Source organism: Bacillus sp. NPDC077411 (genome assembly GCF_044543425.1).
Classification (GTDB): Bacteria; Bacillota; Bacilli; order Bacillales; family Bacillaceae_G; genus Bacillus_A; species Bacillus_A bruguierae.
The window spans coordinates 383531-407851 of sequence record NZ_JBITWA010000002.1 but is presented as its reverse complement, the minus strand read 5'-3'; the positions used below and the strand labels follow the sequence as shown (position 1 = coordinate 407851).

Genomic DNA, 24321 nt, shown 5'->3' with positions numbered 1-24321 from the left:
CACAAAAGAAAATGCAAATTTTCTCATGTATTAACGTTATTGTATGTAAAAAAACTCGCACTAATGTGCGAGCTTTTTAGCTTTTAGCGTTTTCCTTTTTCATACGGTGTTCCAAGCGCTTTTGGTGCTTCAGAACGCCCAACAAAACCGACAAGTGCAAAAATTGTTAATACATATGGTAATATCGTTAAAAAGATACTTGGAATTTGATTTAAAACAGGAATTGTACCACCTGTAACACCAAGTGACTGTGCAAATCCAAAAAATAACGCTGCACCTAGCGCTCCAATTGGATGCCATTTTCCAAAAATCATTGCTGCTAACGCTAAAAATCCTTGCCCTGTAATTGTAGAGCCAGAAAAATTATTTGAAATAGATGTTGAAAACACAGCACCACCGACACCCGCAAACATACCTGATAAACAAACTGCAATGTAGCGCATTTTATAAACATTAATACCCATCGTATCAGCTGCCATCGGATGTTCTCCAACAGCACGTAATCGTAAGCCAAATGGTGTTTTATAAATTACATACCAAACTACAAATGCTAAAATAATTGCGATATAAGAAGTTAACGGTACATCAGAGAAAAATACTTTTCCAATAACAGGAATATCAGAAAGGCCAGGAATATCAATTTTTTCAATACGATATTGGATAAAATCAGTTTGACCTTTTCCAAAAATCTTTTTAATCGCAAACACTGTTAATCCTAACGCTAAAAAGTTAATCGCCACTCCACTAACAACTTGATCTGCACGGAATGTAATTGAAGCAACCGCATGAAGAAGCGCAAATAATCCCCCGCCAATCGCTGCAAAAATAAGTGCAATCCACGGCGTCATCGCTCCCCATGTATCCCCCATTAATAAAGTTGTAACAACGCCAATAAACGCACCAAACAGCATTAAACCTTCTAATGCAATGTTAACAACTCCAGAACGTTCACTAAATACGCCTCCAAGTGCTGTAAAAATAAGCGGTGCTGCCGTATATAACGTACCTGTGACAAGAACGGCTACAATATCTAGGAAACTCATTTATTTCCCCTCCTTGCTAAAACGCGAAAGTGCCCATCGTAAAATATAGCTACATGCTACAAAGAAAATAATACATGCAATAATAACGTTAATAAGTTCAGATGGAACGTTCGCTTCAAAGTTCATTTGCGGTGCAGCACTTTTCAATCCGCCAAATAAAAGTGCTGATAACAAAATACCAAATGCATTATTTGCACCAAGAAGAGCAACGGCAATACCATCAAATCCTATTCCTGTAAAAGAAGACATCGCTGTCATGCTCTGGAATGTTCCAAGCCCCTCCATTGCACCGCCAATTCCAGCAAATGCACCAGCAATCGTCATTGATAACACAACATTACGTGATACTTTCATTCCCGCATATTTAGAAGCGTGCTGATTGAATCCAACTGATTTGAGCTCGTAACCTAATGTTGTACGATCTAACAAAAACCACATAATAAGTGCTGTAACAATCGCTACAACGATTCCCCAGTGCAGGCGAGAACCATCTGTTAAAGACGCTAACCAAGAAGAAGCTAAAGACGCACTCGCTTTTATATCATACGATTTTTCATTTGCTTCATGTAAAAAATTCCTTATAATGTAATAAGTTACATAAAGTGCGATATAATTCATCATAATTGTGACGATAACTTCATTTACCTTAAACTTCCCTTTTAAATATCCAGGAATAAATCCCCACAGTCCTCCAACAAGTGCTGCAACTAATATCGATAATGGAACATGGAGGAAAGGTGGTAACGAAACAGCATAACCGAACCAAACCGCAGCAAGCCATCCCACTAACAATTGTCCTTCTACCCCGATATTAAACAAGCCTGTACGGAAGGCAAACGCTACTGATAAACCAGCAAGAACAAGTGGAATCATCGTACGGAGTGTTTCACCTATTGCACGTGGATTTCCGACCATGCCATCCCATAATGCGGCATAGCCGACGATTGGATCGTATCCGCTCGTAATCATGACAATGGCTCCAACAAGTAAACCAAAAATAACGGATAATACAGGTACTAAAATATTAATTGTTCGCTCCGTTAAAAATTTTTTAGCCATTTGTGTTCACCTTCTCTTTCTTCTTTCCCCCAGCCATTAATAGACCTAGTTGTTGCTCATTTGTTTCTTTTGCATTTACAATATCAACAATTTTCCCTTCATAAATCACAGCAACGCGGTCGCTTACATTTAAAATTTCGTCAAGTTCTAACGAAAGCAACAGAACTGCCTTTCCTTTATCACGCTGTTCAATTAACTTTCTATGAATAAATTCAATTGCCCCAACATCTAAACCACGTGTTGGCTGTGCTGCAATTAATAAATCCGGATCACGATCTACTTCACGAGCAATAATTGCCTTTTGCTGATTTCCTCCAGATAATGCTCGCGCTGGCGTATGCTCACTCGGTGTACGAACATCGAACTGCTCAATTAATGATTTTGCTTTTTCGTAAATCTTTGTAAAATTTAAAACACCTTTTTTAGAATACGGATTTTTATAGTACGTTTGCAGTACCATGTTATCTCCGATAGAAAAATCAAGAACAAGTCCATGCTTATGACGATCTTCAGGAATGTGCCCAACACCTTCCTCTGTAATACGTCTAACTGGCCAATTTGTTACGTCTTTCTCTCTTAACGTAATAGAGCCTGACTCAACTTTTCGTAAACCAGTAATCGCTTCTATTAATTCGCTTTGTCCATTTCCATCGATTCCAGCAATACCAACAATTTCTCCTGCACGAACAGTTAAGTCAAGTCCTTTTACGGTAGGTAAATGACGTGCATCGTGCACAACAAGATTGGAAATTTCAAGTACATTTTCACGTGGTTTGGCGTCTGACTTTTCTGTTTTAAAATTCACTTGACGTCCAACCATTAATTCTGCAAGCTTGTTTTCATCTGTATTTGCAACGTCTACCGTTCCAATTCCCTTTCCTTTACGAATAATTGTACAACGATCACATACTTCCATAATTTCTTTCAACTTATGTGTGATAAGAATAATAGATTTCCCTTCTTGCACAAGCTTCTTCATAATATGAATAAGTTCTTGAATCTCCTGCGGCGTTAATACAGCTGTCGGTTCGTCAAAAATTAAAATTTCTGCTCCACGGTAGAGCGTTTTCAAAATTTCTACACGCTGCTGCATTCCAACAGAAATATCCTCTATTTTCGCATATGGATCTACCGACAATCCGTATTGCTCAGATAATGCTTTAATTTCTTTAGCAGCTTCGTTAATAGCAATTTTCCCGCTTTTCTTCGGTTCATTTCCGAGAATAATATTTTCTGTAACTGTAAAATTATGAACTAGCATAAAGTGCTGATGTACCATGCCAATTCCAAGATTATTCGCTACATTTGGATTTGTAATTTTTACAGGTTTCCCTTTAATTTTAATTTCACCTTGTTCTGGTTGATACAATCCAAACAAAACATTCATAAGTGTGGATTTCCCAGCACCATTCTCTCCAAGTAACGCATGAATTTCTCCCTGTTTCACTTGCAGCGTAATATTATCATTCGCCACAATCCCTGGGAATACTTTTGTAATATTATTCATCTCAATGACGTATTCCATATTATTCCTCCTTAACAGGACAAAGTTCTTTATATATGCAAAGGTTAGTTCCTAGAACTAACCTTTGCTATCGATCTACCATTATTTTTTAAGAGAAGCCTCATATGTTTTGTACTCATCTGGAGTAGATGGCACTTTAATTTCACCACTTACAATTTTCTTTTTAAACTCTTCTACTTTTGTTACAATTTCTGGATTTACTTTTTTCACGTTGTCAGTTGTTTTTGCAATTCCAACACCATCATCTTGTAAACCAAACTCTTCTTTTTTACCGCCTTCAAGTTTACCGTCTTTTGCTTTTTGTGAAACCTTTTCTACCGCAACATCAACGCGTTTTACCATTGAAGTTAATGTTACATTTTCTGGCATACCTTCTTGGTTTTGATCACGGTCAACCCCAATTACCCAAACATTTTCACCTTTTTTCTTACGGTTTTTCGCTTCTGTAAATACACCATTACCAGTTGCACCAGATGCATGATAAATTACGTCAATACCTTGACCGTACATAGCCGAAGCTAATACAGAACCTTTTTCTGGTTTATCAAATGCTTCTGCATATTGAGATATAACTTCAATATTCGGATTTACAGTTTTCGCACCAGCCATGAAACCAGATTCAAACTTTTGGATTAGAGGACTTTTAATTCCTCCAATAAATCCTACTTTATTTGATTTTGTTGTCATTGCTGCAACCGCACCTGCAAGGAAAGAACCTTCGTGGTCTTTAAATGTAATACTTGTTACATTTGGCTTATCAACTACTGCGTCAACAATTGCAAATTGTTTTTTCGGATTCTTTCCTGCCGTTTCTTTTATAGACTCTTGCATTTTATAACCAATTCCAAATGTTAAATTGTAGTTCGTGTCTACAAATTTTGCTAAATTTGGAATATAATCTGCATCCTTAGTAGATTCAAGGTAGCGATATCCTTCATTTTCTTTTAACTTGTTATCTTTACCAAACTTTTTTAAACCTTCCCAAGCAGATTGGTTGAATGATTTATCATCTACTCCACCAACATCTGTAACCATACCAACTTTAAAGTTTTTACTTTCTTTTCCCTCTTTTTTCTCACTTGACTTATCAGTGTTTCCACAAGCTCCTAAAATTGTGCTTGCTGCCAACGTTAATGATAATAAAATCCCCGCTTTTTTCTTCATACTAAAAACCCCTCCTAAAATATGTATCTAGTTACTTATACAGCCATGCCCCTATTTTCTTGCTGTCACCTCCCTAAAATGGGTACAATTTACATACGCTTTCTTAACACATGGAAGCTAAATTTGTCTGCTCGAAAATAATTAATAGAATATAAAATCGGTTCATCATTTTGATCATAATGCATTTGCTTTAATACAAGTAATGCTGTTTCCGGTTCACATTCTAAAATTGGTGATATTTTAGAGTGATAACCGAGTGGTTCAATATGAGCAACAGCATACGTAATGCGTTTATGTGTATTTCTATGAATGACCGTAAGCAGTGATTCCTCTTTGTATTCTGACAAATCAGGAAGAACTTCTTTCGGTAACTTATCAACGCAATAAACAACAGGTTCCCCATCTGCTGTACGAACGCGTTCAATCATAAGTGTTTCAAAACCATCTTCACTATTAAATTTTTCTTTTTCTTCTTCCGTTAAATTCCCTACTGCTGATGATAGAAATACTGTACCTGGCTTTTTTCCTGCATTAGCGATCATATCTGTAATACTAGATAATTGTTCAATTCCTGAAGAAAACAAAGGTTTTGCATTCACAAATGTCCCTACACCGTGCCGCCTAATGACAACGCTTTCTTCCTCTAAAATTCGAAGTGCTTCTCGCAAGGTTGCTCTACTCACACCTAATTCTTTCGCTAAATCAAATTCGGACGGTAGCTTTTGCTTCTCTTTATATACACCGCTTTTAATCTTTTCTTTAATATGGTCAATCACTCGTAAATACAAATGTCGACTATCTGATTTTACTGACATAAGACTCCCCTCGCACTCCACTTATTCGACCTCTGATGTAAGACCTCTTTCCTATTTCTTCCACATTCAATATATCATGAATCCTCTTAAATAAAAATAAGAAAATTGTAACTTGTCGAATAAGTCCTAATAATTTCGTTAAATGGAATTTTCTTTCTTTAACCCATAAAAAAAACTTTGCACCTTACATTTCTCATATGTTGAAAAAGTTAGGAACAAAGTTGCTATACACCTTGTATTGACACTTTTTCCTCATAGTCTAGCAAATTTATGGTTGCTAGGTAGAAACTTATGGACCTTATTACCAAGATTATATGAGGGATATTTTGATTTCGAAGTAATCGTACCACTTGATATGATTACTGTCAATACAATCCAAGAAAAAAATCGAACGTTGAAATTTAAAAAAACACAACCATTCGTATTCCCAACAAAACATACTGATAGTAAGCGCTATCATTTCTATTCAATAAAGAAACCGACTAGAATCACTTCCAATCGGCTTCTTTATCATGAACTTTTCTCTTGAATATCTTTTATCAACACTTCACGAGGCTTGCTTCCTTCATACGGACCAACAACGCCGTTCATTTCCATTGCATCAATTAACCTGGCTGCACGCGTATATCCAATACGAAACCTACGCTGCAACATAGAGACTGATGCGGTTTGCATATCTACAACGAGCTGCACTGCTTCATCATATAAATTATCCTCTACCTCTTGCATCGTTTCTTGTACATCTTGTGGAATCATATCTTCTTGATATTGTGCTTTTTGCTGCGCAACAACATATTCTACTACTTTCTCTACTTCATCATCTGATAAAAATGCACCTTGTACACGAACTGGCTTAGAAGCACCAATCGGTACGAACAACATATCACCGCGTCCTAATAATTTCTCCGCTCCCCCTGTATCAAGAATTGTTCTTGAATCAGTTTGAGAAGAAACCGCAAAAGCGATTCGCGATGGAATATTCGCTTTAATAACACCGGTAATAACATCTACAGATGGGCGCTGCGTCGCAATAATTAAATGAATACCAGCTGCACGTGCCATTTGTGCCAGACGCATAATCGCATCCTCTACATCAGAAGAAGCAACCATCATTAAATCTGCCAGCTCGTCCACGATAACAACAATATACGGAAGTTCTGGTTGCTTCGCTTCAGATTGTTCATTATGTTGTTTAATGTATTCGTTATACCCTTCAATATTACGTGTTCCGCTATGGGCAAACAATTCATAACGCCGTTCCATTTCATTGACAACCTTTTTTAGTGCCTGTGACGCTTTCTTCGGGTCTGTCACAACAGGCGTTAATAAATGCGGGACACCATTGTATACATTTAATTCTACCATCTTTGGGTCAATCATCATGAGTTTCACTTCATGCGGTTTAGCACGCATTAAAATACTTGTAATAATCCCGTTAATACATACACTCTTTCCGCTACCGGTTGCGCCCGCTACGAGTAAATGAGGCATTTTATTTAGGCGAGCCAATACAGCTTCTCCTGTAATATCACGCCCAAGTCCAATTAATAGCTTTTCTTCCGGATGATTATTCGCTTTCGAATCTAATACTTCTCTTAACGTAACCACTGCAACTTCTGAATTTGGCACTTCAATTCCAACAGCTGATTTCCCTGGAATTGGTGCTTCAATTCGAATATCTTTCGCCGCTAAAGCTAGTGCTAAATCATCACTTAAACTAACAATTTTACTAACTTTAACCCCCATATCAGGATACACTTCATATTTTGTAACAGCTGGCCCTCTATGAACCTTCGTTACTTTCGCTTTCACACCAAAGCTTTGGAATGTTCGTTCTAACTTTCGAGCATTTTCATAAATCGTTTCATTTTCATTTGTTACTTGCTTATTGTTCGGAAACTTTAATAGCTCTAAAGACGGCAACTTATAATCTTTATTTTCAACATCGGAAAAATGCATTGGCGGCGCTGTCGTCTCTCCGGCAATCGATTCAACAATTTTTTCACCTTTTTTCCGCTTTGTCTTTTCTTCTTGTATAGGCAAAGCTTCTTCTTGAATTGCTTCAGGAATAAAGGATTCTTCACTTATTGGATCTGGCGTTGCATAGTTTTCAGTAAAGTTTGATATAATTGGCGGCGCTATATCAACCTCTTCTATACTGTCAACTAACTGCGGGGCTTTTGGTACATGACGCTCACTCCGGGTACGAGCAGTCTTTTTCTTTTCAGTTTTTTCAGCAGCGCGTTTCGTTTGCCAGTCTTTATAATCACCTTGCATCACTTCAAATTGCCGTCTAAGTATATGTCCAATCGGCGCAAGTACTTCTCCTATATGTTTATTTGTAATGCATAGTACACCAAGTAAAATGAGAATCATTCCAATTATGTACGCGCCAACCTCATCAAATAAAAAGTAACATGTCGCAAACATAATAGCCCCAAACATTCCCCCACCTAAGTGTACCGAGTCGACTCCTTTTTTCATTTCATGAAAAAACAAATCTTTTGTCGTTACAATAACAGATGTACTTTGCACTGCCCCATCTTTTGTTAAAAGGCTGACTAATGTAATGTGACTAAACATCAATATAGCTAATACAATTAAATATAGACCAATCAATCGTTTGTTTAATAAATTCGGCCACTCTCGTTTTATAACAAATGCTATAGAAAGTACAATAACCCCAAGGACTCCAAGTATGTACCATTCTCCAAAGAAAAAGCGAAAAAATAGCACGAATGCTTTTCCGACAACACCTAGTTGCATAATTGTAATGATGGAGAGCGCAAAAAGAGTCAAACCAACGATTTCGTAGTACAAAGTTGGCTTTATGGTACGTCTTGCTTTTGTTTTCGTCCCTATTTGCTTTTGTTTTGCCATTTCTTCACCTCAAATTCTCATTCAAAAATATATTTTTCTTAGAACAAGTGCAGTTTCCATCTCGTTATTTTACCCACGGATTATTTTAAATCGAAGAAAGCGAAACTTCCATGCATGCTTTTTCATCCACTCAAACAGGATTTTACAGGATAAATTGAAGAAAGCAGCCTACACACGGCTGCTTCACCCTCTTGTTTTTTATATTATACCATAGCTCATAAACAAAATCCTGCTTTTACGAAAAGGATATTTTCTGCCCAGGTTCATACTGTAAAAAATGCTGAGGGTTTGTACTTAATACACGTACAACAGAATAATTATTTTCATTTCCCATTTCTACAACCATATCAATACCATCTACATGTATCATTTTCTGCTTCGCAAATTCTGTATGATCTATCGGATACACGAGTTGTTCTGGCATAATCGTATACAAAATCATTGCAACAACGCCCCGCCTTGTTCAGTTGATGTTTTTGTATCAATTAATTCATTTAATTTTTTAATCGCTTGGCCAATCCCTCCAACATCATCAATTAAACCATATTTCACCGCATCCACGCCTACAACATTTGTACCAATATCTCGTGTTAAATTCCCTTTTGCAAACATTAACTCCTTAAAACGATCTTCTGTTACTTTTGAATGCTTTGTTACAAAACGAATAACACGCTCTTGCATCTTATCTAAATACTCAAATGTTTGTGGAACACCTATTACAAGACCTGTAAGACGAATAGGGTGAATTGTCATTGTTGCTGTTTCTGCAATGAATGAATAATCTGTTGATACCGCAATCGGCACACCTATGGAATGGCCTCCACCAAGAACAATCGATACAGTTGGTTTCGAAAGCGAAGCAATCATTTCAGAAATCGCAAGCCCAGCTTCTACATCCCCTCCAACTGTATTTAACAAAATTAACAACCCTTCAATTTTAGGATTTTGTTCAATTGCGACAATTTGCGGAATAACATGCTCATATTTGGTTGTTTTATTTTGCGGCGGCAATTGCACATGCCCTTCAATTTGCCCTACAATTGTTAAACAATGAATACGTGATTCATTTAATTGCGGGACATTTGTTTGTCCAAGTTGCTGAATTTTCTCTAGTACAGAAGCTTCTTTCACTTCTTCTTTTGTCTCGGCCTCTTTTTCTTCATTTTTCATTTCATCACGCTCTACCATATCGTAACCCCTTTCTCACGTATACAACTATTATTTGTTAAGTTATAAATTTCATTCGAAAGAGGATAAAGTGAAACTTCCATCAGTGTTTTTTACCTCGCAGGAAGAAGCGAAGCCATCGAACATTCTAGCCACTGGAGCTGGATCTTAATCTTAAGATGGAGGTCTTACTGCCTGCGAATAGCGAGATAAAAGAAAAAGCTACCTATAAATAGGTAGCCACTTCTTATACTTCCATAATAATTGGTAAAATCATCGGTTTTCGCTTCGTTTTTTCAAATAAAAATTGTCCAAGTAACTCACGAATATTTTGTTTTAACGTAGACCATTCAATAGAATATTCTTTAATAGATTGTTCTACAATTGTACGCACAATATCAGTTGATTTTTCAATTAACGCTTCAGATTCACGAACATAAACAAAGCCTCGTGAAATTATTTCTGGTCCAGAAATAATTTTTTTCTCTTCTTTTCCAAGCGTCACAACAACGACTAAAATACCGTCTTGTGATAACATCTTTCGATCACGTAACACGATATTCCCAACATCACCAACGCCTAACCCATCAATCAATACATTTCCAGCAGGAACTTTACCTGCTAGTTTCGCTTCACCATCTGTAAAGGAGATTACCTCACCTTTCTCCGTGATAAAAATACGATCCGAGTGAATACCAACATCTTGAGCTAAACGGGCATGCGCCTTTTGCATACGAAATTCACCATGTACAGGCAAGAAGTACTTTGGTTTCATTAAATTCAACATTAACTTTAATTCTTCTTGACTACCATGTCCGGAAACGTGTACTTTCTTTTCTCCATAATATACTACATCCGCACCTGCTCTAAATAGTAAATCAATTGTTCTTGAAACAGATGTTTCATTCCCTGGAATTGGAGATGCAGCAATAATGACTGTATCACCTTTACGAATTGAAATTTGTTTATGAGCTTGTCTTGCCATTCTAGAAAGAGCAGCCATTGGCTCCCCTTGGCTACCAGTCGTTAATATTGTCACCTTTTTCTCAGGATAATTATCAACATCCTGCAATGAAATTAACATACCATCTGGAATATTTAAATACCCTAGATTATACGCGATATCAACAACCTTTACCATACTTCGTCCAACTACCGCTACCTTACGCCCAGTTTCATATGCTGCATCAAAAACTTGTTGAATACGATGTACATTAGAAGCAAATGAGGCCACAATAATACGGCCTTCTGAATTATAAAATACTTTAGATATTTCCAAACCGACTTCTCTCTCAGATCCTGTATAGCCAGGGCGCTCTGCATTTGTACTATCAGATAGTAAGCAAAGTACACCTTCATTCCCAATTTGCGCCATTTTTCCAATATCCGAACCATTATTCCCAATAGGAGTTTGATCAAATTTAAAATCACCAGTATATACAATTGCACCTTGTGAAGTATGGAAGCAAACACCCACGGCATCAGGAATACTGTGTGTTGTTTTAAAGAAAGAAACAGTTGTTGTATCGAATTCTACAGTAGCATTAGAATCAATCGTTCTTAAATCAACGCGACCTAACATACCTGCTTCTCCTAATTTTTCTTTCACAAGACCATTTGTTAGTTTTGTTCCATAAACTGGAATATCTAATTTTCTTAACACATAAACGATACCACCAATATGATCTTCATGACCATGTGTTAAAAATAACCCTTTTACGCGCTCTTTATTTTCCACTAAATATGTGATATCAGGAATAACAATATCTATTCCAAACATCTCTTCTTCCGGAAACATAAGTCCTGCATCCACAATAAAAATTTCAGAATCAATTTCTACGCAGTACATATTCTTTCCAATTTCGCCCACTCCACCGAGAGCGAATACTTTTACAGTATCTATCTCTTTCTTCTTCATGTTGTTTCCTGGTTTAAAACTATTGTAAAAACTGATCCCACTAACATTGTAGAGAAACCAGGGGAAACTCCACCATCATTTTTCAACATCTAAAACGAAGGTCTTATCACGTTTTTTGTTTTTAAACCAGGTTCCACCTCTCTTTCATTATATAAATCATATGTTTTATGTAATTTCATACAAAATCCGATAATCCGTAAAGTTTTTCCATTTTTGCTAAGCATACCCGTACTAAGCTACTTAGCCATATTATAACTGATATAAGAAATAGAACACAAGTTAAATTATAAGAAAGAAAAGAGAAGAATATGTATAAGATGATAAACTGGATTTATTTCACTACTACTTGCAAGAAGCAAAGTGAGACATCTCGCAGTATGAATTTTCTTTATTCATCACCTATATATACAAGTGAAAAAACGATATACCCCCCCCTTTCCTTTTAGGGGGACGAGAGCATCTGGCCGTGCATAGAAGCGGTCAGGTCCATTTCCTGCCACATGCGAGGTTTAAAACAAAAGGAGCTAGGAGTACAGGTCATGTTGTATTCTGCATAGCAGCAACTTATAAAGAAAAGCGGAAGCGGCTCGCTCAGAACAAGAGGGGGATGGAGCTTCTGACATAGAGGCGCTTTTTGCCTCGGCGGAAGACGCGAAGCCACCGACTGTTCTAGCCGCTGGAGCTGGATCATAAAGAAAAGCGAAGACGACTGTTTAGACATAAGGGGCTAGGAGGAGAATCTGGACAATGCTTTATCGAATTTTGAGGTGGGAGTATTACTAAACACAAAAAAGTGGCTTAGCACATATCACTAAGCCACTTTCGTATTAGCGAGGAATAGATTGTATAACTTCAAGTAATCTCGTTCTTTCTACTTCAGTTAATGGCAGAAGAGGGAGACGAACAGATCCAACATCTAATCCTACGATTTGCAGTGCAGTTTTAACAGGAGTTGGACTCGGCGCCATAAATAATGCATTCGTCACTCTTACTAACAATTGATGAAGTGTTTGCGCTGTTTTCATATCACCAGTTTGAAATGCCGCAATCATGTCTTGCATTTCGTTACCAATAATATGAGAAGCAACAGATACAATACCTTTTGCTCCAATTGCCATCGCTGGCAATGTTAATCCATCATCACCACTGTATACGGCAAAATCATCATCTGTTTTTTCTATGATTTCTGTCATTGTTAATACATCGCCGCCTGCATCCTTGATTGCAACAATGTTTGGAATTTGCGATAAACGAACAACTGTATCAACAGAAATTTGTACGATAGATCGCCCCGGAACGTTATATAACATAATCGGCAGTTTTGTACTTTCAGCAATTGTTTTAAAGTGCTGATACATACCTTCCTGGCTTGGTTTATTATAATACGGTGCAACTAACATAATAGCATCTACGCCTACTTCTTCCGCTTTTTTCGTAAGCTCGACAGAAGCATGTGTATTATTGCTACCAGTTCCAGCGATTACGGGCACCCTTTTATCGACAACAGATACAACATGACGATATAGCGCTACCTTTTCTTCAGATGTTAACGTAGGAGATTCACCTGTTGTTCCTCCTACAACGATTGATGTTGTACCATTATCAATCAAATAGTTTACCAATTTTGTTGTCTTTGCAAAATCGATGTTTCCATTTTTATCAAACGGTGTGACCATCGCAGTTGCAATTGTCCCAAAATCTCTCATGGTCTCACTCCTTATCATTCCAGTTACTTTTCTTTTGAAAGTTCAAATGCACAATGAAGCGCATTTACGGCATCTATCAGTTCTTCTTCTTTCACAAGTACCCATATTGTCGTATGGCTATCTGCAGACTGTAATATTTGAACACCCTTTTCAGCTAATGCTGTCACAATCTTCGCAGTCACACCTGGAACACCTGCGATACCAGCTCCAACAATAGATACTTTTGCACAGTGCTCGGTTACAATTGGATCATATCCAAGCTTATGAAGTACTTCAACAGCTCGATCTGCAACATCATCACTAACTGTGTATGCTACACCTGTAGGAGAAATATTGATCAAATCTACGCTAATCTTTTCATTTGCCATTTCTTTGAACACTTCTGTTTGTAGGTCGTATGCTCCGTCCTTAGACAACACTTTAATTTGCGTGACACTTGAAGAATGAGCAATACCAGTTACCGGACGTTCTTGTACGTCGCGTGCGCCATCATACGCTGCAATTAAAGTTCCTTCGCTATCAGAGTATGTCGAACGCACACGTAATGGAACTTTTGCATGCATCGCAATTTCAATTGCACGCGGATGAACAACTTTCGCACCTTGATATGCCATATTACAGATTTCATTATATGTTACATTTTCAAGATGACGCGCATCTTTTACAATACGTGGGTCAGCGGTCATCACACCTTCTACATCTGTAAAAATATCAATATATTCAGCATGAAGTGCAACACCTAACGCTGACGCTGATGTATCACTACCCCCGCGTCCCAGTGTTGTCGTATCGCCTTCTGTCGTTTGGCCTTGGAAACCTGTTACAACGATTACATCTACTTCTTCTAACTCTTTTAATATACGTTCACAATTCATTTCAATAATCTTAGCGTTTGTAAAATCATCATTTGTGATAAAACCAGCTTGTGCACCATTGAATGCTGCTGCTTTAATTTCATTTTCATTTAACATATTTGAAAACACAATTGCTGAAATTAACTCACCACAAGACAACAATAAATCTTGTTCACGTTTTGAAATGAACGACTGTTTTTCATTTACAAGGCTTAATAATGTATCCGTCGCATAAGGCTCACCTTTGCGTCCCATTGCAGATACAACAACTACAATTTTATAGCCTTCTTTTAATGATTTTTTGATGTGATGAAGAGCATGTTCTCGACCATTTTCATCACGTACAGATGTACCACCAAATTTTTGGACAATAATTTTCATTTTCGCACCTTCTTTTAGCCGTTTACACTAATTGTAATTTCACTAATCGTTCTGCAATTTGAACAGAGTTCCATGCAGCACCTTTTAATAAGTTATCCGATACGACCCAAAGATGGAATCCTTTATCATTGTTTAAATCTTTACGAATACGACCAACAAATACTTCGTTTTTACCAACTGCAGTTGCTGGCATTGGGTATACTTGTTCTGCTGGGTTGTCTTGCAGTACAATTCCTTCTGCATTCGCTAACAGATTACGCACATCTTCTACTGTTACACCTTCTTTTTCCACTTCAATGTAAACAGATTCAGAGTGACCAGATACAACTGGCAAACGTACGCATGTAGCAGCTACTTCAAGATCTGGCATATGCATAATTTTCTTTGTTTCATTAATCATTTTCATTTCTTCAAATGTAAAGCCATTATCTTCAAACTTATCAATTTGCGGAATCGCATTGAAGGCAATTTGATAATGTTTTTCATCACCTTTTACTGGTAAAACATTCGCTTTTACTTCTTCACCGTTTAAAATGGCTTGTGATTGTTCGTGAAGCTCTTCAATTGCAGCGGCTCCTGCTCCTGATACAGCTTGATATGTGGAAACGATTACTCGTTTTAAACCAAAGTGTTGACGAACTGGTTCAAGAGCAACTACCATTTGAATTGTAGAACAGTTTGGATTTGCAATAATTCCATTATGTTCTAATAAATCTTTTTCGTTTACTTCTGGTACAACAAGCGGGACATTTTCTGTCATGCGGAACGCACTAGTATTATCGACAACGATTGCACCGCGCTTTGCAGCTTCTGGTGCTAATTGTTTTGATACAGACCCACCTGCACTGAAGAGTGCAATATCCACTCCTTCAAAACTTTCAGGAGTAGCCTCTTGTACTGTTACTTCTTCTCCTTTAAATAAAAGCGTTTTACCTGCAGAACGTTTAGATGAAAGTAACGTTAGCTTCCCAATTGGAAAATTACGTTTCTCTAAAGTATTTAACATTTGTTCACCAACTGCGCCGGTTGCTCCAACTACAGCGACATGAAAAGATTTTTTCTTTTCCATCACTATGCCCCTTTCTAGGTACCAATCCTTCTATACTTAGAATAAAAAGGAGTAACAAATACTCCTTCTCATTCTTAATAGAATTAATTTTATCATATTCTGCGATAAGAATGATGGTTTCATGAAAAAAATTGTCTGTTTTTCGCTTATTAATTCATATACTTGAATTTTTCTACAACTACAGGTTGCAGTTGTTTTCCTTCCATCGATTCTACAATTGTATCTTGCAGTAATTCCATACGCGCCACCATAGAGTTCGGTTTATTATACGGTGAATCTTGCCCAAACGGCACAAAATAAATATTCTTTGTTGCCATAAGGCGCATCAAATTCACACCATTTAACCCAAGAGCGTCATTCGTTGAAACTGCTAATACAACAGGTTTACCATTTCTTAGTGTAGCTTTGGCAGCCATTAATACAGGTGAATCTGTCATTGCATTCGCGAATTTACTCATCGTATTTCCTGTTAATGGCGCTATAACCATGCAATCTAATGGAATTTTCGGACCAAGCGGTTCTGCCTTTACAATAGAATCAATTACTTTATGACCTGTAATGGCTTCTATTTTCTCAACCCACTCTGCACCTTCACCAAATCTTGTGTTTGTCGTTTGTAATGTATACGATACGACAGGTAGTACTTCCGCTCCATCTGCAACAAGTTTTTCTAAGTGAGGCATGACTTCTGCATACGTACAATGTGAGCCTGTTAGTCCAAAGCCAATTCGTTTACCTTTTACACTCATTTTTTATTCTCCTTTCTTGCATCTACATCTGCCATTAATAAATTAGAAAGGACATTTGCGAGAATCTGTCCGGCTGTTTTTGGTGCAACAATTCCTGGAAGTCCAGGAGCTAACAAAGCTTTAATCCCTCGCTTTTCTGCATAACGGAAGTCTGTCCCTCCCGGTTTAGAGGCTAAATCAATAATTAATGTATGGGCAGGCATTTTTGAAATTGCACTTGCCGTTACAATAAGGTGCGGAATTGTATTAATGACAATGTCAACATCTTGTACTTCTTGCTCTATATCTCGCATTTGAAATGGTGTAAATGTCATCTCTGTAATACGAGCGATATGCTCAGAACGACGAGCACCTACTTTCACTTTCGCTCCTAGTGACTGAAACGCTCTTGCTACACTCATTCCAGTTCGCCCAAAACCTAATACCATTACTGTAGATCCATGAATTGTATAATCGGTATGTTGAATAACCATCATAATGGTCCCTTCAACAGTTGGAATTGAATTATAAATCGCTACATCATCACGATCAAACAATTTGACAAGTTTTCGATTCGTTGAAGAAGCAATTGTATCTAAGTAAGTGTTACTAATACCTGAATATATCGTAAAATGTGCTGGCGTGTTTTCGATTTGTTCTTTTGTAATCCTAATTTTTGCATTAGAAAAAATTGTATCAATCTGTCCGTTTGCATCTGCTCCAGCTACCGGCAAAATGATGGCGTCTAAAGAAGTAAAATCGAGATTTTGCATACTCTCTTTTGCTGATCCTGTAAATCCATGATCAAGTTGGTCAAAGCCTACTAATGAGAGTCTTGCATCAAGCTCAACTAGCTTACGAATGACTTCAAGCTGTCTTGCATCTCCTCCTATGACAGCAATATGAATATCAGTCAACATTCTTTTCTTCACCTTCTTTTTCTCTCATTATAAGAAAAGTGCCTACTTTTTCGTTTTCCTCCACATCATATGTAATGTACGAGTATAAGGTGATTGAAAACAACAAAGTAAGGGTGATTTACATCTATGGATTCCCACAATAAAAAAGATGACCGTAAGGGTCATCTTTTAATTAGAATCTGAATAATTAGCAAGGTCAAAAATAATCATATCTTGCCCCACTTTTTTAATTCTACTCCACTCCACACGCACTTCTTGTTGTCCTCGTTTAAACCCTCCCCATTTTCCAACTGGAATAATGAGTGCTTGAATCTTCCCATCTTTTTCATCAATCTCTAGGTCAGCATGCCCTAGTACTCCCATTCTTTCCGCACGCTGTAAATCAACAATTTCTTTCCCACTTAGCTCACTTAATCGCATTCCATCCTCTCCTTACATAACACTCTAATTAAAAGATTTCTTTATATTAAGTACCTATTCTAAACTTCAAAAAAAATACCCATATATAAGTAAAAAAATGATATAAGAACCTCTTTTCTTTTTAAGAGAGCATCTGGCCGTGCATAGAAACGGTCATCCTACCACATGCAAGGTTTACAACAAAAAGAGAAAGCGAGCGCAGATCATATTGTATTCTGCATAGCAGCAACTTTTATGCTGAAACAATTAAATGAATAGATATACAAATATAAAGTGAAACTTCCATCAGTGGGGGTTTTTCTTCATCCCCCACCGATGGAAATCCTGCCCAATCGGGCGCATACCAGCAGTTATCTCCCACCTATCTTCTTTAGAAAAGCGGAGGCGGCTTGCTCAGAATCTTGAGGTGGGAGTCTTACTACCCTAAAGTAGCGGGACAAATTAAAACACCGTTTCTCCTTAATAAGAAACGGTGTTTTTTACTTGTTTATTTTTGACTTATCCCTTTTGGAAGTTCTCCATTTGGACTAATCAGTGCTGCAGAAAACTCATCTGTGAACATGTCACGAATTAATGTATCTACATCTGTTTTTGTAACACTGTTTACACTTTCAATAATTTCATCTAAAGAACGGTGTTTTTTTAGAAGTAATTCATTTTTACCATTACGGCTCATCCGACTATTTGTACTTTCTAAACTTAACATCAGATTGCCTTTTAGTTGCTCTTTACTGTTAAGTAATTCTTTTTCTGTGATACCTGTATCTTTTAATGTATCAAGTGTTTGTTGAATTGTTTCGTACAACATATCGAGTTGCTGACTGCCCGTTCCCCCGTAAATTGTTAACATACCTGTATCTTCATAAGAAGAATGATAAGAAAATACAGAATACGCTAACCCGCGCTGCTCACGCACTTCTTGGAACAAACGACTACTCATACTACCGCCTAGAATATTATTCAATACAATTAGATTATAGATACTTTCATCGCCCATCTGTAATCCTTTAAATCCTAAACATAAATGGGCTTGCTCTGTTTCTTTTTTACGTGCTACTTTATTTGGATGAAAACTAGGGTTATGTACTTGTTCGCGATTTGTCGTTCCTTCATAATTTCCAAAATATTGTTCGACGATTTGAACAAAGGATTCATCAATGTTACCAGCAATAGAAACAACAACATTTTCTGGTGTATAATGATCTTTCATATACTCACGAAGCATATCGCCTGTAAACGTTTCAAGCGTTTGCTCTGTTCCTAAAATAGGATATGCCAGCGGGTGCGTCTCATACGTCGCTTTCGTTAACATATCATGGACAATATCATCTGGCGTATCTTCATACATTTTAATTTCTTCAAACACAACATTTTTTTCTTTTTTCAATTCTTCTTCAACAAACGTTGAATTAAAGAACATGTCCGTCAAAATATCAAGTGCGTATTTTGCATGTTCATCTAACACTTTTGCATAATAACATGTATATTCCTTTGATGTAAACGCATTAACTTGCCCGCCAATGCTATCGAAGGACTCTGCAATTTCTCTAGCACTACGTGTTTTCGTCCCCTTAAAAAACATGTGTTCTAAAAAATGCGAAACCCCATTATTCGTTTCATTTTCATTTCGTGATCCCGCATGAATCCATACTCCAATTGCAACAGAACGTACTGTTGGAATATGCTCCATTACGATTCTTACTCCATTTTTACATGTATATTTTTTGATCAAAAGCCTTCCTCCTATTGACAAATTCTCTGTAAAAAGATTCTATTATATAATCATAACAAGTTTAAGGGCGAATGTCATGCAAATGTGTTTAATCAATACGCTTTTCGTCTACTAAAGCAGATACGTTTCCTACGGTATACCCTTTCTCTTTTAACTTTGAAATCAATGTATCAAGCGATTCCGCTGAAGAAGAAGTTGGATGCATTAAAATAATGGCACCGGGATGTACTTTACTTAACACTCTCTGTAGCAATACGTGCGGTTCTGGATGCTTCCAATCAATTGTATCCACTGTCCACATAATTGTCCCCATGTGCATTTTTGCAGCAGTATGAACAACATCGTCACGAAAACTACCACTTGGAGGTGCAAACCAACGCACTTTTTGATTTGTAGCCGCTTCAATGACTTGATTCGTTTTTTGTAATTGTTCATGAATTGCATGAACTGACAAGGTTCTCATGTCAGGATGCGTATATGAATGATTTCCCACTTCCTGGTCAGCATCTGCAATCATTTTTGCAAAACGTAAATTCTCTTTTACCCATCTTCCCTCTAGAAAAAAAGTTGCTTTAACATTATGCTTTTGCAGTATTTCTAACATCCGCGAAAGATATTCATTCCCCCAAGCAACATTAATGGTAAGAGCAACCATTTTTTTACTTGGATTCCCTCTATAAATCGGTGTAGGTGGTAAGTCTGTTAAATGTACTTTTGGCGATACTTCTCGGTATACCAATTGCTTCTCATCAAAACTGCCATACCTCTTCATGTTACCATAGGAAGCCCTTACATCTACTTCCTTCCCATTGTATCCTGGCGTCGCTTTCCACACTCTATCAATACATGCATTTTGCGGCGGAATCGCATACACTTTTGCTCTTTCTTCAATCTCTTCATACAAACGGTCTTTTGCATATGATATATACGAAATATGCATAGGGGCGAACCATAATATAACTATAAGTAAAATGATGCGAATTTTCATAAAGCACCCTCCAGTAAAGTGAAACTTCCATCAGTCAGGGGTCTTCCATCCACCGACTAATAGTTAGTCCGATTTCCCTTCTATTCTTTTGATGTACTCTTCATTAAAACAAAGTAATCAAAAGTTTCTTTTCTTATCATTGTTAATTTAAACGTTCTCATTAAAACTATACTCTGTTATATACAAAAAACCTTGAGATATATCCCAAGGTTTTTTACATAATAAAAAAGCTAAGGGAATCCCTTAGCTTTTCTTTTGCTTATTCTTGTTCTTGCTTTGCAGCTTCTTTTTCTTGCTCTTGCTTTGCAGCTTCTTTTTCCTGCTCTTCTTTAAGCAATACTTTTCGAGATAAGTTTACACGACCTTGTTTATCGATTTCGATAACTTTTACTGAAATCTCATCACCGATTTTCACAACATCTTCTACTTTCCCTACACGTTCAAGTGCTAATTCAGAAATATGAACAAGACCGTCTTTACCACTGAATAATTCAACGAAAGCACCAAATTTTTCAATTCGTTTTACTTTCCCTAAATAAATTTCACCTACTTGCACTTCACGAACGATATCTTCGATAATTTTCTTCGCTTTTTCGTTCATCTCTTGATCAATAGATGAAATAAAGACTGTACCATCTTGTTCAATATCAATTTTCACGCCTGTTTCTTCAATAATCTTGTTAATTTGCTTTCCACTTGGCCCAATAACATCACGGATTTTGTCCGGATTAATTGTCATTGTCACAATCTTAGGAGCATATTGAGATAACTCCGTACGTGGCTCAGCAATAACAGATAACATATGATCTAAAATGTGCATACGTCCAACTTTTGCTTGTTGCAATGCTTCTTCTAAAATTTCACGTGATAACCCTTCAATTTTAATATCCATTTGAAGTGCCGTTACACCTTGAGCTGTACCAGCTACTTTAAAGTCCATATCACCTAAGTGATCTTCCATACCTTGGATATCCGTTAAAATTGTGTAGTGCTCACCAGACTTCACAAGTCCCATTGCAATACCAGCAACTGGAGCTTTAAGCGGAACACCTGCATCCATCATCGCTAAAGTGCTACCGCAAATACTTGCTTGAGAAGTAGAACCATTTGATTCTAATACTTCTGATACAAGACGAACTGTATATGGGAAATCTTTTTCAGATGGAATAACAGGTTCAAGAGCACGTTCACCTAACGCACCGTGCCCAATTTCACGACGACCTGGTCCACGCATTGGTCTTGTTTCACCAACACTAAAGGATGGGAAATTATAATGATGCATGAAGCGTTTAGACTCTTCTACACCAAGACCATCTAAAATTTGCACATCGCCTAATGCTCCTAATGTACAAATACTTAATGCCTGTGTTTGTCCACGTGTAAACAAACCAGAACCATGCGTACGAGATAAAATCCCTACTTCTGATGCTAGAGGACGAATTTCATCACCTTTACGACCATCTGGGCGGATTTTTTCAACTGTAATAAGACGACGTACTTCTTCTTTTACAATTTTATATAAAATCTCATTTACTTGTCCTAATGTTTCAGCATCAGCTTCTTGCGCCTCATAATGCTGGATAACACGCTTTTTCACTGCATTAATTGCATCTTCACGCGCATGTTTTTCGTGCACTTGAATTGCTGAATGCATATCTTGCTCTGCCATTTCACGTACAGCTTGATCAAGCTCAGCGTTCACTTCATATAACTGAACTTCCGTTTTTTCTTTTCCAACTGCTTGTACAATTTCTTCTTGGAATGCAATCAAACGTTTAATTTCTTCATGACCAAACATAATTGCTTCTAACATCGTTTCTTCAGGCACTTGATCTGCACCAGCTTCTACCATGTTAATCGCATCTTTTGTTCCAGCAACAACAAGGTGAATATCACTCTTCTCTTGTTGTTCAACTGTTGGATTCATAATAAATTCACCGTCAATACGACCAACTGTCGCACCAGCAATCGGGCCTTCAAATGGAATATCTGAAATCGATAATGCTAATGAAGAACCAAGCATAGCTGCCATTTCTGAAGAACAATCTTGATCTACACTCATTACAATGCTGACAACTTGTACTTCATTACGGAAACCATCAGCAAAAAGAGGACGAATTGGACGATCGATTAAACGGCTCGCTAAAATCGCTTTCTCACTTGGACGACCTTCACGTTTAATAAAGCCGCCTGGAATTTTCCCTACTGCATATAAACGTTCTTCATAGTTTACTGTTAGTGGGAAGAAATCTACATTTTTTGCCTCTTTTGATGCAGTTGCTGTAGATAGAACTGCTGTGTCGCCATACCTTACTAATACTGCTCCGTTTGCTTGTTTTGCAAGCTGACCTGTTTCAATCGTTAGCTGACGACCAGCCAAATCTATCGAGAAGACTTGCTTTTCCTGACTCATTTAAGTACCCCTCTCAATTTAAAATATTCAATTCTTCTATGTAAATGGATAATATATCACAATATTCTTCCTCTAGTATTACCGAAAATACAGTAAGCTATCAAGAGTAGAAGATATATTTTTACCTAACAAAAAAGCGGGAATATTCCCGCTTTTTTGACTATCGACGTAATCCAAGCTTTGTGATTAGTTCACGGTAGCGAGTGATGTCTGTGTTACGAAGGTAAGTAAGTAAGTTACGACGTTTACCAACCATCTTTAAAAGACCGCGACGTGAATGATGATCTTTCTTGTGAGTACGTAAGTGCTCATTTAGAGTGTTAATTTGCTCCGTTAGGACAGCAACTTGAACTTCTGGAGAACCAGTATCAGTCTCATGAGTTCTAAATTGTGCAATGATTTCATTTTTACGCTCTTGTGTTAAAGCCATCCTATTTCACCTCCTAAGTAATAAATCCCCAATTACCTAGCAAACGTCGGTGAGTCGTAATGCCAAGCAATGGTTATTGTAAAGTACATAAGATAGAATACTACTTTTCATTAGAAAAAGCAAGTATATTCTTTCCCGTACTAAAATATTCTTGTGCCGTTCTTTTATCTTTTGCAATTTGGGTAACTAACTCATCAATACCATTAAATTTTTTCTCTTCTCGAATACGCATATGCCATTCAATAGTAACAACCTGATTATATATATCCTCATTGAAATGGAATAGATGCACTTCAATAGACAATTTACGTTCATCTTCTTTAAATGTTGGTTTATAGCCAATGTTACATACGCCATCATGCCACTCATCATGAACTTTTAATCTTGCCGCATATACACCAACAGGTGGTAGAAGGTATTCATCGCTCAAAGCTACATTAGCTGTTGGAAAACCAATTTTGCGTCCACGTTTATCTCCGTGCACAACCGTTCCTTCTACTGTATAAGCTCTACCTAAAATAGATGGAATTTGTTCCATTTCCCCATTTCGAATCAGTTTTCGTAATGCCGTGGAACTTACTTTTTCTTCTTGAAATTCAACTTTTTCGATCACGGTCTGGGTAAACTCTCCTCTTGCATGAAATGGTAAAGTCTCCATCGTCCCTTTTCCTAAACGTCCATATGAATAGTCAAAACCTGCTACTACATGCTTTACATTTAGCCCAATAATATATTCATCTACAAACTGTTGTGGCAGTAATCCAGCAAATGATTCATCGAATTTCACCACATATAACATATCAATCCCTAAATCTGCAATTACTTTTTCTTTAATAGATAACGGTGTAATATACTCCACATGCGCTTCTTTTTTCCCTAACACAACAGATGGGTGTGGATGAAACGTTATGACAGCACTTTTATATCCTCTTTCATCTGCTACTTTTTTTGCTGTTCGAATCACACGTTGATGCCCTAAATGAATGCCATCAAAAAATCCTAATGCCATTACAGTAGGTGGTAATTCTATTTTATTTTGTTCGTGTGGATGAGTTAAATGAATGAGTTTCACGCTTGAATTCACCTTTTTCTGTAATAATCCTTCCAAT

20 protein-coding genes and 1 riboswitch are annotated in these 24321 nt (G+C 37.2%); all 20 genes read right to left on the bottom strand.

What is annotated here, in order from left to right; genetic code table 11:
- Positions 1 to 83: 83 nt before the first annotated feature.
- Entirely contained in the window at positions 84 to 1043 is a 960-nt protein-coding gene (locus tag ACIGHG_RS05420) for an ABC transporter permease (RefSeq protein WP_336473223.1), read from the bottom strand.
- The gene (locus ACIGHG_RS05415; protein WP_090912826.1) at positions 1044 to 2102 is read right to left on the bottom strand and encodes an ABC transporter permease; all 1059 of its coding nucleotides are present in this window, start codon (positions 2100 to 2102) and stop codon (positions 1044 to 1046) included.
- Positions 2095 to 3627 carry an ABC transporter ATP-binding protein gene (locus ACIGHG_RS05410; RefSeq protein ID WP_336473222.1) on the bottom strand — a complete coding sequence of 511 codons (1533 nt, stop codon included), beginning with the start codon at positions 3625 to 3627 and terminating at the stop codon, positions 2095 to 2097. The genes ACIGHG_RS05415 and ACIGHG_RS05410 overlap by 8 nt, the downstream gene beginning before the upstream one ends.
- An 81-nt stretch (positions 3628 to 3708) precedes the next feature.
- On the bottom strand, positions 3709 to 4791 hold the full coding sequence (locus tag ACIGHG_RS05405; RefSeq protein ID WP_336473221.1) for a BMP family lipoprotein: 1083 nt from the start codon (positions 4789 to 4791) through the stop codon (positions 3709 to 3711).
- Positions 4792 to 4880: 89 nt separating this feature from the next.
- Positions 4881 to 5606, bottom strand: a complete 726-nt coding sequence (locus ACIGHG_RS05400) for a GntR family transcriptional regulator (protein WP_090912819.1) — start codon at positions 5604 to 5606, stop codon at positions 4881 to 4883.
- 235 nt (positions 5607 to 5841) lie between these two features.
- Positions 5842 to 5944: riboswitch (purine riboswitch) on the bottom strand.
- 172 nt (positions 5945 to 6116) lie between these two features.
- Positions 6117 to 8486, bottom strand: a complete 2370-nt coding sequence (locus ACIGHG_RS05395) for a DNA translocase FtsK (protein ID WP_336473220.1) — start codon at positions 8484 to 8486, stop codon at positions 6117 to 6119.
- A gap of 235 nt (positions 8487 to 8721) precedes the next feature.
- Complete coding sequence (locus ACIGHG_RS05390) at positions 8722 to 8928, bottom strand: YlzJ-like family protein (protein ID WP_090912815.1); 207 nt, start codon at positions 8926 to 8928, stop codon at positions 8722 to 8724.
- Positions 8925 to 9656 (bottom strand): ClpP family protease, encoded by a 732-nt coding sequence (locus tag ACIGHG_RS05385; RefSeq protein ID WP_396547511.1) that lies wholly within the window; start codon positions 9654 to 9656, stop codon positions 8925 to 8927. Before ACIGHG_RS05385 ends, ACIGHG_RS05390 begins: the two co-directional genes overlap by 4 nt.
- A gap of 244 nt (positions 9657 to 9900) precedes the next feature.
- The gene (locus tag ACIGHG_RS05380) at positions 9901 to 11571 is read right to left on the bottom strand and encodes a ribonuclease J (protein ID WP_396547456.1); all 1671 of its coding nucleotides are present in this window, start codon (positions 11569 to 11571) and stop codon (positions 9901 to 9903) included.
- 827 nt (positions 11572 to 12398) lie between these two features.
- On the bottom strand, positions 12399 to 13277 hold the full coding sequence (dapA, locus tag ACIGHG_RS05375; protein ID WP_336473218.1) for a 4-hydroxy-tetrahydrodipicolinate synthase: 879 nt from the start codon (positions 13275 to 13277) through the stop codon (positions 12399 to 12401).
- A gap of 23 nt (positions 13278 to 13300) precedes the next feature.
- The gene (gene dapG, locus ACIGHG_RS05370) at positions 13301 to 14512 is read right to left on the bottom strand and encodes an aspartate kinase (RefSeq protein ID WP_336473217.1); all 1212 of its coding nucleotides are present in this window, start codon (positions 14510 to 14512) and stop codon (positions 13301 to 13303) included.
- Between the two features lie 22 nt (positions 14513 to 14534).
- Positions 14535 to 15581: an aspartate-semialdehyde dehydrogenase gene (gene asd / locus ACIGHG_RS05365; RefSeq protein WP_090912805.1), complete on the bottom strand. Its 1047-nt coding sequence runs from the start codon at positions 15579 to 15581 to the stop codon at positions 14535 to 14537.
- A 149-nt stretch (positions 15582 to 15730) separates the two neighbouring features.
- Complete coding sequence (locus tag ACIGHG_RS05360) at positions 15731 to 16330, bottom strand: dipicolinate synthase subunit B (protein WP_090912803.1); 600 nt, start codon at positions 16328 to 16330, stop codon at positions 15731 to 15733.
- Positions 16327 to 17229: a dipicolinic acid synthetase subunit A gene (gene dpaA / locus ACIGHG_RS05355; RefSeq protein ID WP_336473216.1), complete on the bottom strand. Its 903-nt coding sequence runs from the start codon at positions 17227 to 17229 to the stop codon at positions 16327 to 16329. The genes ACIGHG_RS05360 and dpaA overlap by 4 nt, the downstream gene beginning before the upstream one ends.
- 168 nt (positions 17230 to 17397) lie before the next feature.
- Positions 17398 to 17649, bottom strand: coding sequence for a YlmC/YmxH family sporulation protein (locus ACIGHG_RS05350; protein WP_090912798.1), 252 nt, complete (start codon positions 17647 to 17649; stop codon positions 17398 to 17400).
- A gap of 487 nt (positions 17650 to 18136) precedes the next feature.
- Entirely contained in the window at positions 18137 to 19381 is a 1245-nt protein-coding gene (locus ACIGHG_RS05345) for a M16 family metallopeptidase (RefSeq protein WP_336473215.1), read from the bottom strand.
- 88 nt (positions 19382 to 19469) lie between these two features.
- Positions 19470 to 20369, bottom strand: a complete 900-nt coding sequence (locus tag ACIGHG_RS05340; RefSeq protein ID WP_396547452.1) for a polysaccharide deacetylase family protein — start codon at positions 20367 to 20369, stop codon at positions 19470 to 19472.
- A 259-nt stretch (positions 20370 to 20628) separates the two neighbouring features.
- On the bottom strand, positions 20629 to 22782 hold the full coding sequence (pnp, locus tag ACIGHG_RS05335) for a polyribonucleotide nucleotidyltransferase (protein WP_336473213.1): 2154 nt from the start codon (positions 22780 to 22782) through the stop codon (positions 20629 to 20631).
- Between the two features lie 160 nt (positions 22783 to 22942).
- Entirely contained in the window at positions 22943 to 23212 is a 270-nt protein-coding gene (rpsO, locus tag ACIGHG_RS05330; protein ID WP_090912790.1) for a 30S ribosomal protein S15, read from the bottom strand.
- A 100-nt stretch (positions 23213 to 23312) separates the two neighbouring features.
- Complete coding sequence (gene ribF, locus ACIGHG_RS05325) at positions 23313 to 24284, bottom strand: bifunctional riboflavin kinase/FAD synthetase (RefSeq protein ID WP_396547449.1); 972 nt, start codon at positions 24282 to 24284, stop codon at positions 23313 to 23315.
- Positions 24285 to 24321 lie beyond the last annotated feature (37 nt).

Excerpts from the sequence above, each read along its gene's own strand:
- dapA (WP_336473218.1), bottom strand. The coding sequence starts at position 13,277 with ATGAGAGATTTTGGGACAATTGCAACTGCGATGGTCACACCGTTTGAT.
- ACIGHG_RS05410 (WP_336473222.1), bottom strand. The coding sequence starts at position 3,627 with ATGGAATACGTCATTGAGATGAATAATATTACAAAAGTATTCCCAGGG.
- ACIGHG_RS05405 (WP_336473221.1), bottom strand. The coding sequence starts at position 4,791 with ATGAAGAAAAAAGCGGGGATTTTATTATCATTAACGTTGGCAGCAAGC.
- ACIGHG_RS05380 (WP_396547456.1), bottom strand. The coding sequence starts at position 11,571 with ATGAAGAAGAAAGAGATAGATACTGTAAAAGTATTCGCTCTCGGTGGA.
- ACIGHG_RS05350 (WP_090912798.1), bottom strand. The coding sequence starts at position 17,649 with ATGCGATTAAGTGAGCTAAGTGGGAAAGAAATTGTTGATTTACAGCGT.
- ACIGHG_RS05390 (WP_090912815.1), bottom strand. The coding sequence starts at position 8,928 with ATGATTTTGTATACGATTATGCCAGAACAACTCGTGTATCCGATAGAT.
- ACIGHG_RS05340 (WP_396547452.1), bottom strand. The coding sequence starts at position 20,369 with ATGAAAATTCGCATCATTTTACTTATAGTTATATTATGGTTCGCCCCT.
- ACIGHG_RS05385 (WP_396547511.1), bottom strand. The coding sequence starts at position 9,656 with ATGAAAAATGAAGAAAAAGAGGCCGAGACAAAAGAAGAAGTGAAAGAA.
- asd (WP_090912805.1), bottom strand. The coding sequence starts at position 15,581 with ATGGAAAAGAAAAAATCTTTTCATGTCGCTGTAGTTGGAGCAACCGGC.
- dapG (WP_336473217.1), bottom strand. The coding sequence starts at position 14,512 with ATGAAAATTATTGTCCAAAAATTTGGTGGTACATCTGTACGTGATGAA.
- ACIGHG_RS05420 (WP_336473223.1), bottom strand. The coding sequence starts at position 1,043 with ATGAGTTTCCTAGATATTGTAGCCGTTCTTGTCACAGGTACGTTATAT.
- rpsO (WP_090912790.1), bottom strand. The coding sequence starts at position 23,212 with ATGGCTTTAACACAAGAGCGTAAAAATGAAATCATTGCACAATTTAGA.
- ACIGHG_RS05400 (WP_090912819.1), bottom strand. The coding sequence starts at position 5,606 with ATGTCAGTAAAATCAGATAGTCGACATTTGTATTTACGAGTGATTGAC.
- ACIGHG_RS05415 (WP_090912826.1), bottom strand. The coding sequence starts at position 2,102 with ATGGCTAAAAAATTTTTAACGGAGCGAACAATTAATATTTTAGTACCT.
- dpaA (WP_336473216.1), bottom strand. The coding sequence starts at position 17,229 with ATGTTGACTGATATTCATATTGCTGTCATAGGAGGAGATGCAAGACAG.
- ACIGHG_RS05395 (WP_336473220.1), bottom strand. The coding sequence starts at position 8,486 with ATGGCAAAACAAAAGCAAATAGGGACGAAAACAAAAGCAAGACGTACC.
- ACIGHG_RS05360 (WP_090912803.1), bottom strand. The coding sequence starts at position 16,330 with ATGAGTGTAAAAGGTAAACGAATTGGCTTTGGACTAACAGGCTCACAT.
- pnp (WP_336473213.1), bottom strand. The coding sequence starts at position 22,782 with ATGAGTCAGGAAAAGCAAGTCTTCTCGATAGATTTGGCTGGTCGTCAG.